Source organism: Lactiplantibacillus sp. DA1 (assembly GCF_032681335.1).
GTDB lineage: Bacteria > Bacillota > Bacilli > Lactobacillales > Lactobacillaceae > Lactiplantibacillus.
Genome location: NZ_JAWHTQ010000004.1, coordinates 106,942 through 125,230, shown reverse-complemented (window position 1 = coordinate 125,230; position 18,289 = coordinate 106,942). Strand labels below are relative to the sequence as shown.

Here is an 18,289-nt window from a genome sequence, read left to right as displayed (position 1 = left end):
GTTTATTCCTCCCCAGTCACTTGCCGCCACGAGAACTGCTTACTCTTTTCGAAAAACTGACTCGACGGCATGATCTTATTCGTTAAATCCACAAAATCAACAAATTCGCCAAACGCATTGTCTAATTCCTGAACTTTATCCGGATAGGTCAGGTCGCCCTGATCATCAAAAGCTTGTAGTGAACGGCCTAGTAAGTATTCAATATTTGGCATCACCAGTGCTTTTAATTCCGGTGCCTCTAAAATCTGACGTAAGTGCGCTTGAGCGCGTGAGGTTCCCAGTGAGCCGTTAGAGGCCCCAACAATCATCACTGGTTTATTAATTAACGGCCGCGTGGTATATGACAGCCATTCGATCGTGCTTTTCAGTACGGCTGGAATTGAATGATCATACTCCGGCGTGGCAAAGATCACGCCATCTGCTGCGTTGATCTTATCACTGAGCTGTTGAATCGCCGCTGGTGCCGTTCGGTCTTCCGGTTCATTAAAAGCCGGTAAATCTTTTATTTCACAAATTTCAATCGTGGCTTGTTGCTGAAAATGCTGTTGCATATATTGCAGTAACTGCCGGTTGGTCGATTTAGTTGCATTCGTCCCAACAATCCCAACAAATTTCATAATTTCAGATCCTTTCAGGATGATTTAAACAGTCGTTTTCGACGAGTAGCTACTGAATGATTGACCACTCTTAATACTGATTAGTGTACGTGAAAGCGTTCTACTTGTGAAATATTTATTTATCTATATTCCGATAACAAATTTACTATGTCGATGATTCGCGTTAAAATTAAGCATGTTAAAATGATTAGTCATAATGCTTATTTAGCTACTATCGTCAGGACGTTGACAGAACTTGCTGAACACGTTTTGAACCTCCTTATGGCTAGGCAACTAACTCAACATGACCAAATCAGCAATCAAACGAATACTCACCTAATCACAATGCGAGAGGAAGGCGCTTTATGCCAAAATCAGATTCCAGCGAAATGCGACGGTTTTTAGATGTGTTGCTCAAGCACGGCAATTTTACCCGGGCGGCTAAAGATCTCTACATTTCACAACCTTACCTCACCCAAAGCATCCGTAATGTTGAAAAAGAATTGGGCGTCACCATCATCAATCGTGAAGTCACGCCACTGCGACTGACCACGGCTGGGCGGACTTATTATCAATATTTGACGGCGCTCGAAAACGAGAAGGATTACTTTAATAAGCAAATTAGACAATACACACATGCCAACCAGCAAGTAATTCGGCTGGGCGTCTTATCTAGCCTCGGCTATTACTTATTGCCCCTATTCTTACCTGCTTTTTTGAAAGCCCACCCGGCCACTAAGATCGAATTAACCGAAGATATCGCTAGTCGCAACGAACAGCGCGTGCTCCACGGTGAGCTGGACTTCTTAATTGGTCAAAATCCGGAAACCATCGCGCCGGGGCTTGAAAGTTATGACCGCGGTCGGGACGGGTACTACGCGATTATCCCGAACACCGTCAACTGGTATCAACCCCATCAGGCCTTCATTAATCCGGGAGCGCTGCCCCTTAACGACCTGCTACAAGCGCCTCTAGTCTTGTCTCCCCACGGGTCATCGATTCGACGCCAAGTTGACTACTTATTACAAAAGCACAACGTGACACCGAATATCGTGATTGAGAGCACGAATACCGCCACCATCACCAAACTCGCCACCGCTGGACTGGGTGTTACCTTTTTACCAGACAGTGTCCATACGCCACCTGATCCGGAGCGTTATAACATCTTACCCCTGCCCCAAGCGCTAATGTCGCTGAATTACTTCATTGCGTTTCCAGCCGAGCATTCACTGAATAAGGTGGAAAAGGACTTGGTAACGATCTTCTTAACCCAGTTAGAAGCCGATCTGGCACAATCATCAACGATTTCATAACAAAAAACGCCCATCTACTTGGTCACCTTAAAGCGAACGACTAAGTAGATGGGCATTTTTTCAGTGAACCATTATTTCAAAGAATTATCGGTTATGATACTCTTTTGGTTGTGAAATATCAGTGTTGCGATTGCACTTCGGTATCCGATAAGTACCAACTTAATTACGAAAAAGCAAGAAAGGCTTGTCATAATGACGAATAAATACCACTACGGACGGTTGTCCCTAGCTCTCCTAGTCCTAGCATTTAGTCTTTTTGCATCCGACTATTCATGACCATCAAATTACGTCACTGGCTCAACTGAATCAGATTCTTTATGCCACAAATCCGTATTCATTTACCATCGCCAATCTTCACCAGGTCGAACGTTACATCCGTCTGACCAATACAACGAATATCGACCTCATCATACAGCTAACGACTCAACTGAACTAAAAAATCAACTTACGCAGCCACCGCCATCCCCAAATCACAATTGTAATCAGAATAGCTGTGACCAACCAAGCAACTAACACGATACTAATACTGACGGTGGCTGCCAGCGCGCGGTTTGCCATCTTCACAGTTGCCATACCAGGTACACTCTCAGGCCGCAGCACACCGTAAGCGACTAAGCGCATTGCAATCAAAACAGTACTATAACTCGCACCAAGTTTCCAAGCTGGCCGAGCCGCATCATCTTCTTCGCTCTCTTCTTCATAGTCGTCCGCCGGATCAAACCGTCGAGCCCACTGTTCAGTTGTCAACGGATCTGCTAAATCCCAGTGTTGCCAGGCATCCGCCCAGTTGGCTGTCGTCTCATCATTGAGCGTATCATCGAGCGTGCGTTGCATCAATTTATTCTGCAAAGTTGCCTTGGCAGTCAAATCACCGTCCCACTCAAGCTGATTGAAGAACTCAATAGCTAACGACAAGCCCTGCATGGGCGTAATTGCGGCCGGATCAATCTGGCTTTTCACCACAAGCTGTGACCATTGCGCGTCCAAATCTCGATCAGCACTTTTTTGCCACTGTTCAAGTTGGTTAACCAATTCAAAAATCTCAAAAGAGTCCTCAGTATCCTGATACTTATCGAAAAAGGCCCACATCACGGCTGGTAATTGTTCAGCAGTCAACGTCAGCGGGGTGGCAGACTCCGGATGCATACTCTGACGATGTGCACGCCACACTTGCCACCCGGCACCACTGACCTGAGTGGCCGCCCGTTTACCAATTTCTTGCAGATATTCCTGATCTTGTGCCTGCAAAAACGCGTTCATCGCTGCATAGGCTTGAACTTCTTCTAATTGACGTTCTGGTCGTACCCCAGCTGGCAGCACTAATTCGTCGTCTCCGTCGGTCTCATCAGCTTCATGTTCAGCATGATCATTGGGCGTAAGTACGGCCCTAACTGCCCGCTTCCATGCTTGCCACATTGTATCATCCGCCGTTACCTCATAAATTGCCCCGGCTTGCATTCGATTTAGTAGTGACTTGACGGCGTCATCGATTTCATCGTCGTCAAATTCATCCTCAAGTCCCAGATAGCTAGTTTCCAACCAACAATCCGCGAGCCAATAAAATGTCGTTACATATGCTTCGTGTTCGTTCATCCCGATAATCTCCCCTAATGCGTGCAATTTTAAATCATTTGTCTCTGTGACGGTCCCGTCACGTGCCACAGTTGCCGGATTATCGTTTAATCAATCAGTCTGGCCGCTAGATTACGCGCATCGTGCACGCCAATACCGCTCAACGTGCCCTAATTCGACACGTATGCAATGGTCAACGATAACAACTAATCACTCGTAGTAACTTATCATGTCAGGATATTAATTGCAATTAAAATTTTTATTTAATCTTTAATGACGGCCCACGCTAATTAATGGTGCAACGTCTCACCCATCCCAATGGAATCCGTCATCAAAAATAAAGGTCACAAAAAAACTGTTAAAATCATTGATTTCAACAGTTCTTTCAAACACCGTATCAATTTAGACAACCGTGATCCCCATCAACGGTTGCCCGTCAGCGATGACGATTAAGTTAGTTTTGTTCGTCTGGCAATTCGCCCTTCGTTTGATCACCAGTTGGCCGGTAAAAGTTACGACCATCCATAGCAAAGATTCGCTCCGTATACGTGCCCGGTTCGGCGTGGCCAAGTGAAGTTTGCATCATTTGAATTGACGCGTCCAACTCGTCCAGGTCATGTAAGATTTCAGCCTCCATAATATGGGGCCGAACGGGTGACCCATATTCTAACAAACCATGGTGCGCAAGAATCGTATGCCGCAAGACTAAAACCGATTCCGACTGCTCGTCAATTTTCAACTGTTGACAAGTTTCCACGATTTGTTCATCGATCAGGACAATGTGACCGACCAAGTTCCCTGCCAACGTATAAGTCGTTGAGACCGGCCCCGACATTTCAATCGTCTTACCCATATCGTGCAGAATCGCGCCGGCGTATAGTAGGGCTCGGTTAACGTGGGAATACTGATCGGCAACCGCCTTGGCTAAGCGCAAAATTGATAACGTGTGATAAGCCAAGCCACCGGCAAACGCGTGGTGATTTTTTTTCGCCGCGGGATAGCTAAAGAACCGGTCATGAAATGTCGTTAACATGTGGCGAACGATCCGATTCCAATTAGGTTCAGTAATTTCAAAGACAAACTGATTGATCTCGTCTGCCATCGTGTCGGTCTTTAGTGGTGCGTGTTCCACAAACTGTTGCACTTCTTGCGGTTCGCCACTATGAGTGAGCCGCATTTGTTGAATCTTGATTTGCGGATTACCCTGATAGTTTTCGCGTTTACCTTTCAGATGAACGACCCGACCAGCCTGAAAGTTTTCGACATCTGTGTCGCTTGCATCCCAAAACTTGCCGGAAATCTCGCCGGAAGTATCCTGAAAATTAATAGCTAAAAACTTCTTGCCGTTCTTGGCGATGCGAACTTCCGAATCTTTCAACAAAAAATACCCATCCACGGTTTCATCCAGTTGATAATCAAATAATTTCTTTGCCATATTATCCCCCCTAGGTTAACTGCTGTACAGTCGCTGTCTTCAGTTGGGTCAGTGCTGCTGTCTCATTTGTAAAATAGAGTACTTGGTGGTGACGTGCAACCTGAGTTAAGACTTGCCAAGTGGCCTGTTTACGTTGATCATCAAAGTTTACTAAACCATCATCAATCATTAATGGTAATTGCGCTTCGGCACCCAAATGATTGATTAACGCCAATCGCAAAGCTAAGTATAATTGTTCCTTAGTTGCCGTGGAAAGCTCAGCAACCATGAACTGCGTGGTCGTCGTCTTCACAACCATTTCATCACCGTCTAAATCAATCTTATTATACCGCTGTGCCGTTAATTGCGCGAAAATCGTGGTTGCCGCGGCTAAAACAGTCGGTAACTGCTGTTGCGTCAATGCCTGCAGCGCCATATCAATCCAGTTCGCACCCAGCTGCCGAGTCACCCACTGGCGCGCCATAACTGTGATTTCCGTTTGCAAATCTGCCTGTTGTTGACGCAAAGTCGCATACTGGCCATCAGCCGTTAATCGTTGAAGCTGCGTTTGCGCCGTGACAATATCCGCCGCTAATTGAGTGAGCCGCTGAGCTGCTTGGCTGCGTTGCTGGCGCAATTCGGCAATCGCTGCTTGCAGTGTTTCCAGCGTTGCATACTGCTTCAACGCCGTCAACTCAGCTGTGCTAAGTTGACGCTGCAACTGTTCCGCACTCGTAGCATTCGCTATTTGTGTTTCAGAATCACTAACAGCCTGTGTTAGCGCCGCCACATCCGCTAAACCATTCGTTGTCGCTAGCGTCTGCAACTGTTCACTTAGGTCCCGAACTTGCGTCGTCAATTGCTGCACTTGGCGCTGAACAAAGGCAAAATCAGGGCCCGCCATAGTTTGCTTTTGCATCACTTGATGAACTTGCTCATAGAATTGGGCAATGCGGGTAACACTCGTCGTCAAATGATCCTGATCAACGGGAATCCACCCCGCCGCAAACTGATAAGCTTGAATCATTTGCCAGAGTTTGGTCGCCTGCGTTGCGAGCGACTGGTCAGCAGTTGTTACCGCTGCTTGTGCTCGTTGTAGCGCCGCCACGAGTTCCAACTGTTGTAGGGCTTCACTGGCGGTTAAATCCGGTGCTAAGCCAGCTGCGACTAGCTGCTCCGATAATTGATTGCTTTCCTGGGCCGGCTTTGCCTGACCGCGTGTCAGACCAAACCAACCGAATAGGGCTGCTCCCACTAAAACTAGGCCCCACTTAAAACCGCCTAACGGTAACAACAGTCCGGCTATGATTCCCACCGCACCACCGACTAGTCGCCAATCAAGCGTTGAACTCATGGATGCTGGTCGTTGGCTGCGCGTGTTTGCCGTCGTTGCCAAGGTTTGTTTTAAAGTGACGATTGCTGCTTGTTTGTGCGGCGATAAGCAACCTAAAAGTTCAGGATGCGCATTACTTTGTGCCTGAAAATCAGCTTTGAGGGTCGTCCCCTGCTGGGCTAACGTTTGATACCGACCTAGGTCCCGCTGTAACGTGGGCAACTGTGCTTCTAATTGGTCAAACTGCTCCTGATGTTGAACGTAAAAACCAACTAGCCCTTGGGACTGTGTATCAACTGGCTGCTGACTGAGTTGCTGGCGGGCGCTAGCCAACGTGTGTTGTAATTCGGTCCGTTTTTGGATTAACTGTCGGTACTGTGTCATGACTGGCACTGTCAACGTGCTGTTTGCAACAGTTGCCTGCAATTGTTGCAACTGCTGATAAACTGGCCACTGATTACGTAAATTAGCCAGCCGCTGTTGTTGTTGATCCAACTTAGTTAAATCACGTTGACTACTCATCTGCTGTGCCTGCAAATCTAGCAATTGATTTTGTAACGCCTCATATTCTGGATAGCGTTGTTTGGCCGTCTTGACTTGTGTCGTCAACAACCGGTAACGTTGCAAGGCTTGATTTAACGTTGGTTTACGTCCCCGCGGTTTATAAAGCGTCTCCGCATCCGCCCGTAACGTTGCCGCCGTTTCTCGCCACGGTGCACTGCCCACTAACCCGACTTGTTGCAACTGTACGTTTAAATCACTGGCTCGTAATGTTTTAAGTTCCGTCAGTTCGGCTTGGTTAAACGTAAATAATCGTAAATACTGATCACGATCATAAGGTGCCAACCACTTATCAAGTAATGTCAGTGGCTGCATCGCCTGCGTTCCCACATTCATCAAGGTAGCGGGTTCATCACCTAAACGGGTCAACCGGTAATTTGTCTCGTCAACAATTAAGTCCATCGTGCCACCATACTGATTAGTGCCTTGTGGCTCACGACGCTCAAGCGGATAGCGACGGGATGGAAAACCAAATAACATCCCAAGAATAAAAGCTCGCAACGTCGATTTGCCACTTTCATTTAACCCATAAATCACTTGTAGGCCGTCACCAAACTCAAATTGGCGTTGTTGAAACTTACCAAAACCCGCAATTTCAAGCCGTTTAATCTGCATCGTCGCTCACCCCCATCGTTAGGTGATACTGATCATTTAAGAGCCGCACCACTTGTTGCTGCCAAGCAGCGGATGACATATCTTCTAGTAAGGCTGTATTCAAAAAGTCTTCGTCCAACAGCTTCCCCGCAAGTTCGGCAACTGCTTGATCAGTCACGACCTTATCGCCAACTTGTTGCCAAGTCGCCGCGTTAATCCCAAACAATGGTGTCACTTCAGTGGTCGTCGCTTGTTCAATCGCCACGGGCCACCAATGTTCGCCCGCTTGTTCCTGTAATTGGGCTAGGATGGCACCTTGATTTAGAGCCAATTCTACCGTCGCATTCAAGCGGAGACTCGCCGGCAAAGTAATCGTTACTAATTTTAAGCCCGTATTCATGGACAATGTTAGCTGATCTGCCAACTGGTGAACTAGATCTGAACGAGTGATGGTTTCCCGACTAGTGATATTCGGCGTCCAGTCTGTCCATTCAATATCAGTTAAAGAATGAAATACCGGTTGTAACGTCTGATCGGCCTGACTATCCACAATCAGGCAACCCTTGGCCCCAGTTTCACCGCGATGGCGGCCTTGTAAGTTGCCGGGATACACGACTGGTGGCTGCGAATTGAGCGTTTGGCGCTGATGAATATGTCCGAGCGCCCAATAATCATAATGCTTCGTTAGTAGTTCACTAACGTTGAACGGGGCGTAGTGGTCGCCAGCCACACCAATCTGACCATGTAAAGTGCCAATTTCATAATCGACGGTAGCCGCCTTATTCGGATAATCAGCGATCGGATCAGTCGTCACCCATCGTTGTGCATAACTAAAACCACTGATAGCCACACGTTCTTGCGCTGCCGTCGTTAATGTGACCGTGGTTACCTGCGAACCAAACACGTGCACGTTAGCTGGGAAGTGCCACCGTCCCAGATCAGCTTGAAAGTCATGATTACCAAACGATAAGATTACGGGAATTGCCACCGTATTTAATCGTTCGAGCGCTGCCATCAGTGCAGCTTGGGCCTGAACACTTTGACCCTGCTGATCAAACAAATCGCCAACCAGCAAAACAAAATCGACCCGCTCAGCTACCGCTAAATCAACTAATCGCGTGAGTACCCTTAATGGTGCCGTCACTAATTGTTCTCTTAACGCTGGCGTTAAACCGCTTAAGCCTTGAAACGGTGTATCTAAATGTAAATCTGCCGCGTGTAGAAATTTCATAACATCCTCCACCCAAAAAGGGGCAATCACGGAACAGATTCCGTCATTGCCCCTCGACTTTTAATTTACTTAGTTCTGGTATAATTCTTGAACTGGTTTAGTGATAATTTGATTTAAATCATTCATCAATTGGTTCAGGTTACGTTCTTTACCCATTAACGACTTAATTTCGTCAACGTTACCAACCTTATCGGCTAAATCATGGGCTTTTTGAACTTCGTCATCCGTCAATTCTTCGCCATTCATTTGCTTTTGTGATAATTGCATCTGCACTTCTTGAAAATCTTTAAACAGTGAAAAGGCACTGTCATTGGTCTTCATCGTGTCATAGGCGACCTTCAATTCCTTGAATTCTTTAGTCTGACGTAATTCTTGTTCTAACTGATTTGCAGTATCGTAAATGTTTACGGCCATCGTGAGTTCCTCCTCGAAGTATGTGTCGTCATTATTTTAGCATTTTTAACTGAACTTGAATAGCATTAGTACGTTCAGAAGCTAGCTTTACTAGTTGCCAAGGAAGCTCTTCGCCTTGGAGAACCAATCTTTAGCCTTGTCTTTGACTGCGTTAGCACCCTTCTCAACGTTATCCCAAACTGATGAGCCACTGTCTGAGCTATCCGAATCGTTACTATCAGATTCAGTTGCCAAAGTGGCGGCATCCTTCGTCCCAAAGCTCGTATTATTCGTATTAGGCAAAATATTTTGTAATTCATTCTTGAATAACGAGGAAAGTTGATTTTCAGATAAACTCTTCAAATAATGAGTACTATTCGTCGTATCAAATCCGATCCAAGTCGTGACCACAATGTCCGGGGTATAAGCAATCATCCACTGATCCTTCGTTCCGGAACCCGTACTGTAATCAGCCTGCGTACTCCCAGTCTTACCAGCAACCGAGTATCCATACGGCTTGGCCGCAGCTCCGGTCCCACTATTGTACGTACCAAGCATCATACTGGTCATTTCTTTAGCAACGCTGGCGGACATGATTTTCTTCGTCTTAGTCTTCGTATTATCGACAACGACATTGCCACTAGCATCGACAATTTTCGTAATAAAGTGGGCCGTCGTTTTCTTACCACCATTCGCAAATGCTGTATAGGCACTGGTCATTTGAGCGGGTGATACCCCCGTCGTCAAACCACCTAAGGCAAGTGCCAGGTTATCATCCGACTTGGTAACGGGTAAGCCAAACTTTTTCACGGATTGATACCCTTTATTAACACCAATTTTGTTCAATAACCAGACCGCTGGAATGTTCATACTTTGAGATAGTGCAGTATACATTGGGACTGATTTACTATAGACATTATCATAGTTTTTGGGCGCATACTTATTAGCCCCAAAGGTTTGCTTCTTATTAGAGAGGTTCGAATCATACGTATACCCATTCTGTAATGCCGGTGTGTATACCGCCAACGGTTTGATAGTCGAACCCGGCTGCCGCTTGATCTGAGTCGCACGGTTAAAGCCCCGAAAGACGTGTTTGCCACGGCCACCGACTACGGCCAAGACCCCACCTGTCGACGGATCAACAGCGATCGAGGCTCCCTGGACCTTCGTACCATCATCCGCATTGGCTGGGAATAGCGTACTATTCTTAAAGGAATCTTGCATTTGTGTCTGATCATCTTGATCGAGTGAAGTATAAATTTTATACCCTCGGTTCATGATGTCAGATTCCGTTAGCCCATACTTATTAATTGCTTCATTGATCACCGCATCGAAATAATATGGATAATTATAACCACTTTCATAATGGTAGTTATTCGTCAGCGTCATCGCCTTTTGCGAATAAAGCTTATATTCGCTTTCGGATAGCTTATTATTAGCGACCATGTTATTCAAGACAACGTTTCGACGAGCCGTAGACGCTTTCGGATGATTGATTGGATCATAACCGCTGGGCGAGCTCAGCATTCCGGCCAAGGTCGCCGCCTGGTCAACGGATAACTCTGACGCGTGTACGCCAAAATACCGTTCAGACGCATCCTCAGCTCCCCAAACCCCGTGGCCGAAATAAGCGTTATTCAAATACATCGCTAAAATTTGGCCCTTAGAATAGACATTTTCAGTTTCAATCGCCAAAAAGATTTCCCGAAACTTACGCGAGAAGGTCTGTTGTTGTGTTAGGTAGGCGTTTTTGACCAATTGTTGCGTCAACGTACTTCCACCGCCACTAATGTAGTCACGACCAAGTATCTTATTGATAACGAGCAGGACAAACGCCCGCCCGATTCCTTTGACTGAGAAACCATGTTCCTTATAGAAATTACGGTCTTCAGTCGAAATTACCGCGTTCTGTAAGTTTTTTGAAATACTACTCAAGTGGACATAGGTTCCCTTTTGTGAATAGAGTGAACCGGCCTTTTTATTGTCCTTATCATAGATTTCAGTTGTCTTTTCTAGCTCCGCCTGTAAATTACCAACTTTAGCCGTCTTGGCTTCATAAGTTAAATAGGCACTCCCAATTAAGATGACGGTCAAGACGAGTACAATTAGCCACCGTGTGATTTGTCGCCGATGCCATTGATAGCCAACTACGGCAGCGAATCGCTGCCAATAGGGTGCTAACCAATTGCCAATGACTCGTAAGCCGTCTTTGATCGTGGCCCAAAAACCATTTTTTTGCATAATCTTCCCCTTGTTCAGCCGACGCACCTGTCACAACGTCCGCGTTACTTGTTAGCTTTTACAATTGTATCATAAATTTTCCGATGCTCAGTAATTGACCGCAACCTTGAAAAAATCTTCAACAATCAAACGCAACTCATTTTGTAGATAACCCGATGTTTGCCAGTTGTTGTCGAAATCACTGATCTAGGCCACGTGTTGTAACCAGATTAATGGTCACTACGATAAAACGGCCATAAACAAAAAAAGCTTCCGAGCCGTCCATATGACATACTTGAAAGCTAGCTCAGCCATTACTTGCGCCGGACACCCCGGCGGTTAGCGTTGAGCTCATTTTGTTGTTGTTTAAATTTATCGAAGGTCGCATCGCGTTGTTTTTGGTTCTTTCGAGGCGCCCGTTTCTTCGTATATTTCATATCTCACACCTCTTTTGATGACAATAATCATACCGTGAACAACGGCCTAGTGCAACCAATTAGACTGCTCACCACAGTCAGTCTTCATTACTAATGTGACTAGCAAAGGATTCGTATAGCTGCTTGGCCACCGTCGTATTCGGACTCACGACAAAGATCGTGTCGTGACCAGCCAAGGTCCCACTCACTTCTGGCAGGTTCAAATCATCAATGATCGCCGCCAATAGATTCCCATTACTCGGTAGCGTATGAATAATATTCATGAATTCAACACGGTCAATGCTCGTCACCACATCGTGTAGCGTTTCAAATAGCCGGTCCTGTTCATTTTTGTTAGCTGTTTTAAAAATCGCGTACCGCGTCTGACCGTGCTCATCCGGCGTCTTAACGATCTGCATCTCTCGGATATCGCGCGAAATCGTCGCTTGCGTCGCAGCAATGCCTTCTGCTTTAAGCTTAGCCATCAATTCTTCCTGGGTAGCGATCGGATATTCACTAATTAATTGTTCGATAACTGCTTGACGCTCTGACTTTTTCATGTCGCGAAACCTCCCCAAATCTTGTAATGAATACATTATAGCAAATATTCACTTGGCAAACTACGCACAGAACTTCAAAAAGCACATTTTCCGCCACTATTAGGAAAATGCGCTTAAACAAATTTGTATAATTATTTACAAGTGATGAGTCAACCACGGTTGCCAGTCCACTAGTAACTAATCAAAGCGGCGTAAATATTGCCCTAATAAATCCAGACCCCGTTGTAACGTCAGCGTATCCGTACAGTAACCTAAGCGGGCGTGCCCCGGAATATCGAAACGTGAACCCGGCACTAATAAAACACCAGTATCCCGCAGTAATTGTTGACAGAACGTCTCATCATCGATCGGTACTATTAGTTTAATACACGACACTGAAATGCCATGTGGCGTAATCAATTCGACCCGCGGTTCCTGTGCGACCCAATCTGTCAGAATTTTGAGGTTGCGACTGACTAACTCCCGATTTCGCGCCAGAACACGTTGGCGGTGCACTAAAATTCTAACGGCCAGTTGGTCATTCAAAACGCCCCCGCAGATCATCGTATAATCACGATACTTCCGAAAAATATCAGCAATGGCTTGACTAGGTGTCGCCGTCCACCCGATCCGGATACCAGGCGCTGAATAGGTCTTGGATAAACTGTTGACCGCAATTCCACGCTCATACAAATCGGCAATTGAGACGAACGGGGTTTCATCCAGTGGCTCGTATACCTCATCGGCCAAAACGTAAGCCCCAACTGAGCGAGCTAATGTGACGACCTGTTCTAACAGTGTCCGATCTAGTAAACTCCCAGTCGGATTGATGGCATTATTGAGTAAAATCATCTTTGTTTCCGGCCGGATCAATCGTTGCAGTTCCATAATATCCGGCAACCAGCCCGCTGACTCATGAATATGCCAATAATCAACCGTAGCGCCCAATGACTTGGGAATATCATACAGCTGCTGATAACTCGGGTACAGTGCAATCACGTGATCGCCGGGTTCCACCAAACTATAGATTGCTAAATGATTAGCACCGGTCGCCCCATTTGTTTGGAGAACATTGGCTGATGGCACTTGCTCGTATAACTGACTAACGAGTTCTTTAAATCGTGGTGAGCCCTCGATCCAGCCATAATCCAGCCGGGCCACCCCTAGTTCTTCGTAAAAATCCTGTGGTGCTTGTTGGTCGTCTAAAGCCGCAATTTCTGCCATCGTTAAGGCTGCGATTGAGCTTTGACTAATATCGGTGGTTGCTTCACGCTCATGTGCGTTTAACCAGGCCTCCACTCCGAAACCAGCAATCTTCATGCGTATCGTCCCTCTCATAAAAAGTCCAATACGACTAGCATACCGATTGTCAGAGGTAACCGCAACTATATTTTCGTGATGAAGGTTGCTAGCAACTTCACGCCGTATAGAATAATGATGCCACCACAGATTCGATTGATCCAGAGTAGGACTCGTGGTTGCATGAGATGTTTAAACTTACTGATCAAGCTGGTCAGACCGATGAACCAAATAATGGATGCTAGGATGACCCCCAACATAAAGAAATGGGTCAGTGCCGCCGGGATTGACACCCGAAACGCCGCCAGCAACACGGAACCATCAATCAGTGCTTGCGGATTCAGCCATGCTACCGAAAAAGCTGTCAGAATCGCTGCTTTATATGAGAAGTCCGCGTCGAGGGTCCCCATTGCCGTGGCCTTTTGCCGCAACAGATTCCAGCCAATGTAAAAGACCAATAAACTCCCAATCAACAACACCCCTAATTCGAGCCAGGGAGTGGTCTGCAACAATCGGCCCACCCCATAAAAGCAAGCCAGGGAGAGCGACGTATCAAACGCAATTACAATTAAAGCCACCCGCAATGCCCGTTGCAATGGTTGTTCAATAGCTGTCGAAACCACAAATAAGTTTTGCATCCCGATTGGTGCAATGTAAACAATTCCAAATAATAATCCTTGTAAAAACACTTGCATGTTTTTGACCTCCTTAATACCAGCCAATTCGATTCTTTTACCAACCAATTATCGTTCAATCAATTGGTCATATCCGACTAGCTTTTAATTCAGAGATGATTATAATAGAGATAATTTCATTTGTAGCCAACCAATTTAACACTTTTCACCCAACCACCTGAATCAATCATCAAATTTCTGGCTAGTAGAATAACAGCTTAATTCGCCCGCATGGGCACTCAGGAGGCGTTTGTCATGGCAATTTTAACGATCAACTGGCAACCAAATAAACAGGTCAGCACACCAATTTACCAACAAATTACTAACTATTTTCAAGAACAAATCGCGAAAGGCAATTGGGCCGTTGGGGCTAAGCTTCCTGCGCAGCGTAAACTGGCCGAACAATTCGGCGTGAATCGTAGCACCCTAATTACGGCACTTGATGAACTAATGGCAGTCGGCTTAATTACGAGCAATCCAGGCTCTGGGATGGTTATTTCCGGTAACCATTGGTCCAGCTTATTGGCGGAACACGTCAACTGGTCGCAATATGTTAAAGCAGGACAATTCAAGCCCAATTCCCACGCGCTCCAAAAAATCAACCAATTTGAAACGGATGCGGTTATTCGTTTAAGCACAGGCGAACCCGCACCAGAACAATTTCCTCGTCCACTTTTTCAACGGGCCTTTGCACATCTAGGCGAACAGTTAACGAGTTTGAACTATACCGAGCCTGCGGGCATTTTGGCTTTGCGACAACAAATTGCACGTCACTTGGAAAAAGTTGGGATTCATACCCATCCGGAAAACATTCTGATTACTTCCGGATCATTACAAGCGCTCCAACTGGTCTCAATGTCACTATTTCCCAAAGATGCCACCATCTACACGGAAGCACCTACTTATGTCAAATCTTTACACGTCTTTCAATCGGCCCACACCCATCTCGCTGGCATCCCAATGGACAGTCAGGGCTTGGCGTACTGGCAGATGAACGCCCCTATTCAGGGACACCATGCCATTCTTTACACGATTCCGACATTCAATAACCCGACTGGAATCGTCATGAGTGCCGAGCGACGTCAACAGGTCTTACAAACCGCACAAGAACACCGCTTACCAATCTTAGAAGACGCTGCTTATCAAGATGTCTGGTTCGATCAGCAGCCGCCACAGCCACTGAAGGCACTCGATAAGACTGGCAACGTTATTTATTTTGGTAGCATCTCAAAGTCCCTTGCACCGGGATTACGCATCGGCTGGACGGTGGCCGCCAAACCGGTCATCGATCGCTTGACTGACGTGCGCATGCAAACCGATTACGGCGCTAGTTCACTGTCACAACTTGTGCTGGCAGAAATCTTAGCTGATCCTGAATATGAAACGTATCAAGCTGATTTCCGGTCCGTACTTGCCAAGAAGGCCGCGGCGGCAGAACAAATTCTGCATCATTACTGGGACGATTTTGCGACTTGGCAGACGCCCACGGGTGGCTTTTATCTGTGGGTCCGCTTAGCCGACAACATTAATATTCCCAAATTATTCGACCTTGCCACTGCGCACAACGTTCTCTTCAACCCTGGTAGTATCTACGATTTCCAGCCGAATCAGTACATTCGTCTGAGCTTTTCTTATGAATCCAGCGACCGCTTTGAACAGGGGATTAAAATTCTAACTGATTTAATTCACGCCAATTTTAACGTTTAATCAAGTAAAGATTTCGTTAATACACCTGATTAACCATCATCGATGATAAAACTATGCTAGAATGAAGACTGAATAATTCACAATAATGATAAGGGGCGTATTTTGATCATGGATGATGTTAAAGCAACGGTACTATCGATCTTGCAAGATTTGACTGGGGAAGATGTTTCAAACAATATGGATGCCAATTTATTTGATGAAGGTATCTTAGATTCCATGGGTTCCGTGCAACTGTTACTAGAACTTCAAAATCGGCTTGGTATTGAAGTGCCCGTTTCCGAATTTGAACGTTCTGAATGGGAAACGCCTGCTAAAATCGTGGCTAAGGTCGCTAGTTTACAATAAATAAAATTCAAATCGCCGTTAAGCACGCTGCTTAATGGCGATTTTTTAATTAGCTGAAAAAATTGTCTAATTAACAGCTGGTTTACTGCAAATAACTTTAATTTGCCGATTTCCGACATTACCCGTGGCACCAGTGATAACGGCTATCCCAACTTATTTTGGAAAATTTCACGAAAATGATATGCAAAGTTTACACAATTTTGATAAACAAACGTTCGCTAACTGAGTAAACTAAAATCACTAAAATCATTTTTGTGAGGGATGGTATTTTGAAAATCAGTGTTCATCAGCTCATCTGGGTCACGATTGGCGCAATTAGCTTAACTATTTTTACCGGATTCGGACACCTATTTGCCCGGCACCACCAGGCCATTGCCAGTAATCGACCAATCACTAAAGTTAGTCATTCAGCAACTAAGGTAACCACGCCAGTCCCGGAGACCGTTGACTGGCATAAGCCCTCCCTGTCACGGCCGTATCCCAAACTGGCTAAATACGATGACATCAACATTCAGGTTTCAATCAAAAAACAGCGAGTCTACTTAAAAAACCACGATCAGACCCTTTATACCATGCTTGCTTCTACGGGCAAACATGGCTCTGATACCCCCAAGGGACACTTTGAAATCCAAGCCGAACGAGGACAACACTTTTTTAACACGCAATCGGGTGAAGGCGCCAATTACTGGGTCTCATTCAAGGATCATGGGATTTACCTTTTTCACTCAGTCCCAGTCGATGCTAACGATCAATACATCGTTAAAGAAGCCCAGCAACTTGGTAAAGTCGCCAATTCACATGGTTGTATTCGCCTGACGATTGCTGATGCCAAATGGCTCTATGAAAACATTTCAAACCATACACCGGTGGTTGTCAGTTAATGAAAAAAGAATTTAGGCCACATCCTAACGACCGCCATAATCTACTCTGCTATCTCAGCAGCATGTTAATTACCTTTTTTGGCTTCTATGGCTTTACTTACCTAGTCACCTGGTTAACGATTGAAAAGACCGGTGATCCCCAGTTACTCGGCAACGTCATGGTGATGACAATGCTGCCGGCAATCGGTCTGAACCTAGTAGCTGGTCGGGTACTTAAATGCTACTCAGCCAAACAAATGATGTTCATTACGGATATTTTGACGGGAATACTCTTCATTGGTGCCTATTACGCACTAAATACGGTTAGTTGGCAAATCACTTGCTTAGTCATCGTCGCCGTTCTTAATAAATCAATTGGGGTCTTTTATAAGCTCAGTAACAAAACGATTTTGCCAGACCTTTTTGCGCCCGTAAATATTCAAATCGTCAACGGCTATCAAACTCAGATTCGCCAGTTGGCCATCGTTAGCGCGACAATGCTCGTCACGATGGCATTACTATGGGTAACGCCGGCTACCCTAATCTTAATAATGGGGATAGCGTTCTTGGTTTCAGCCGGCCTCGATTGGCAATTCCGAACACGTTCCAATCTCTCCTCGGATGCGGTTGTCCCCGTCAAGCTAGACCGCCATCGATCATGGCCGACATGGTCGTTACTGTACGCCGTTCTCGGTTATCTGGTCGACGCGACGATTGCAGTAGCCGTTCCTTGGCTCGTCGTCAGCAAGTTGCATAGTCACTGGCCACTTAGCTGGTTCTTAACAGCTAACGCCACAGGTATCTTATTGGCACCACTATTGCTAAAACGATGGTCAAAGCAATCCCTGCTAACTTTGACAGCCTTCACCGGTGGGTGCTTACTACTTATGTGGCGCCGACCTTTGCCAGTCTTATGATTACCATGTTCTTAATTGGTGCATTACGCGGACAGACCAACATTAGTTTTTTCACCACTATCCAACAAATCCCCACAAACAATCGTAATACTCTAATGACGGGGGTCTTAACCGTCATCGACACCACTACCGTTATTGGTAGTTTGCTAGCACCCCGTTTGATCTTAATGCTCGGTTCTTGGACCCTCCCCTTGCTTGGTGGTAGTATCCTCTTGTTTTGTTTGACGCGGCTAATTATCTTATTGAACAACCAAAAGCAGTCTTCATCCGATATCGATGAAAACTGCTGAGCAACACTCATCTAA

17 protein-coding genes are annotated in these 18,289 nt (G+C 45.9%); 6 read left to right on the top strand and 11 right to left on the bottom strand.

Features of this window, described 5'->3' with window-relative positions:
* Positions 1 to 2: 2 nt before the first annotated feature.
* Positions 3 to 617, bottom strand: a complete 615-nt coding sequence (locus tag RXV91_RS07710; protein WP_316439395.1) for an NADPH-dependent FMN reductase — start codon at positions 615 to 617, stop codon at positions 3 to 5.
* A gap of 344 nt (positions 618 to 961) precedes the next feature.
* Between RXV91_RS07710 and RXV91_RS07705 the strand changes: the two genes are divergently transcribed.
* A complete protein-coding gene (locus tag RXV91_RS07705) occupies positions 962 to 1,909 on the top strand; it encodes a LysR family transcriptional regulator (protein ID WP_316439394.1) in 948 nt (315 codons plus the stop codon).
* A 432-nt stretch (positions 1,910 to 2,341) separates the two neighbouring features.
* On the opposite strand, the gene RXV91_RS07700 is transcribed toward RXV91_RS07705, so the two are convergent.
* From RXV91_RS07700 to RXV91_RS07655, 10 genes are all read right to left on the bottom strand, one after another.
* Positions 2,342 to 3,571, bottom strand: a complete 1,230-nt coding sequence (locus RXV91_RS07700) for a hypothetical protein (protein ID WP_316439393.1) — start codon at positions 3,569 to 3,571, stop codon at positions 2,342 to 2,344.
* Positions 3,572 to 3,935: 364 nt separating this feature from the next.
* Positions 3,936 to 4,916, bottom strand: a complete 981-nt coding sequence (locus tag RXV91_RS07695; protein WP_214417699.1) for a 3'-5' exoribonuclease YhaM family protein — start codon at positions 4,914 to 4,916, stop codon at positions 3,936 to 3,938.
* Between the two features lie 10 nt (positions 4,917 to 4,926).
* Positions 4,927 to 7,404, bottom strand: a complete 2,478-nt coding sequence (locus RXV91_RS07690) for an AAA family ATPase (RefSeq protein ID WP_316439392.1) — start codon at positions 7,402 to 7,404, stop codon at positions 4,927 to 4,929.
* A complete protein-coding gene (locus RXV91_RS07685) occupies positions 7,394 to 8,614 on the bottom strand; it encodes a DNA repair exonuclease (RefSeq protein ID WP_316439391.1) in 1,221 nt (406 codons plus the stop codon). Before RXV91_RS07685 ends, RXV91_RS07690 begins: the two co-directional genes overlap by 11 nt.
* A 69-nt stretch (positions 8,615 to 8,683) precedes the next feature.
* Positions 8,684 to 9,028, bottom strand: a complete 345-nt coding sequence (locus RXV91_RS07680; protein WP_003643106.1) for a YlbF family regulator — start codon at positions 9,026 to 9,028, stop codon at positions 8,684 to 8,686.
* Positions 9,029 to 9,118: 90 nt separating this feature from the next.
* Positions 9,119 to 11,248: a PBP1A family penicillin-binding protein gene (locus RXV91_RS07675; protein WP_316439390.1), complete on the bottom strand. Its 2,130-nt coding sequence runs from the start codon at positions 11,246 to 11,248 to the stop codon at positions 9,119 to 9,121.
* A 293-nt stretch (positions 11,249 to 11,541) separates the two neighbouring features.
* Entirely contained in the window at positions 11,542 to 11,664 is a 123-nt protein-coding gene (locus tag RXV91_RS07670; protein ID WP_003643109.1) for a hypothetical protein, read from the bottom strand.
* 77 nt (positions 11,665 to 11,741) lie between these two features.
* Positions 11,742 to 12,203: an arginine repressor gene (argR, locus tag RXV91_RS07665; RefSeq protein ID WP_316439389.1), complete on the bottom strand. Its 462-nt coding sequence runs from the start codon at positions 12,201 to 12,203 to the stop codon at positions 11,742 to 11,744.
* A gap of 177 nt (positions 12,204 to 12,380) precedes the next feature.
* Positions 12,381 to 13,502, bottom strand: coding sequence for an aminotransferase (locus RXV91_RS07660; RefSeq protein ID WP_316439388.1), 1,122 nt, complete (start codon positions 13,500 to 13,502; stop codon positions 12,381 to 12,383).
* A 65-nt stretch (positions 13,503 to 13,567) separates the two neighbouring features.
* Complete coding sequence (locus tag RXV91_RS07655) at positions 13,568 to 14,176, bottom strand: LysE/ArgO family amino acid transporter (RefSeq protein ID WP_003645229.1); 609 nt, start codon at positions 14,174 to 14,176, stop codon at positions 13,568 to 13,570.
* 234 nt (positions 14,177 to 14,410) lie between these two features.
* Here RXV91_RS07655 and RXV91_RS07650 point away from each other — a divergent pair, with 234 nt between their 5' ends.
* The 5 genes from RXV91_RS07650 (at position 14,411) to RXV91_RS07630 (ending at position 18,274) form a co-directional block, all read left to right on the top strand.
* Complete coding sequence (locus RXV91_RS07650; protein ID WP_057137438.1) at positions 14,411 to 15,862, top strand: PLP-dependent aminotransferase family protein; 1,452 nt, start codon at positions 14,411 to 14,413, stop codon at positions 15,860 to 15,862.
* A gap of 102 nt (positions 15,863 to 15,964) precedes the next feature.
* Positions 15,965 to 16,207, top strand: coding sequence for a D-alanine--poly(phosphoribitol) ligase subunit DltC (dltC, locus tag RXV91_RS07645; protein WP_316439387.1), 243 nt, complete (start codon positions 15,965 to 15,967; stop codon positions 16,205 to 16,207).
* A 269-nt stretch (positions 16,208 to 16,476) separates the two neighbouring features.
* Positions 16,477 to 17,088: a L,D-transpeptidase gene (locus RXV91_RS07640; protein WP_316439386.1), complete on the top strand. Its 612-nt coding sequence runs from the start codon at positions 16,477 to 16,479 to the stop codon at positions 17,086 to 17,088.
* A complete protein-coding gene (locus RXV91_RS07635; RefSeq protein WP_316439385.1) occupies positions 17,088 to 17,984 on the top strand; it encodes an MFS transporter in 897 nt (298 codons plus the stop codon). Before RXV91_RS07640 ends, RXV91_RS07635 begins: the two co-directional genes overlap by 1 nt.
* A 5-nt stretch (positions 17,985 to 17,989) precedes the next feature.
* The gene (locus RXV91_RS07630; RefSeq protein ID WP_316439384.1) at positions 17,990 to 18,274 is read left to right on the top strand and encodes a hypothetical protein; all 285 of its coding nucleotides are present in this window, start codon (positions 17,990 to 17,992) and stop codon (positions 18,272 to 18,274) included.
* The last annotated feature ends 15 nt before the right edge of the window (positions 18,275 to 18,289 follow it).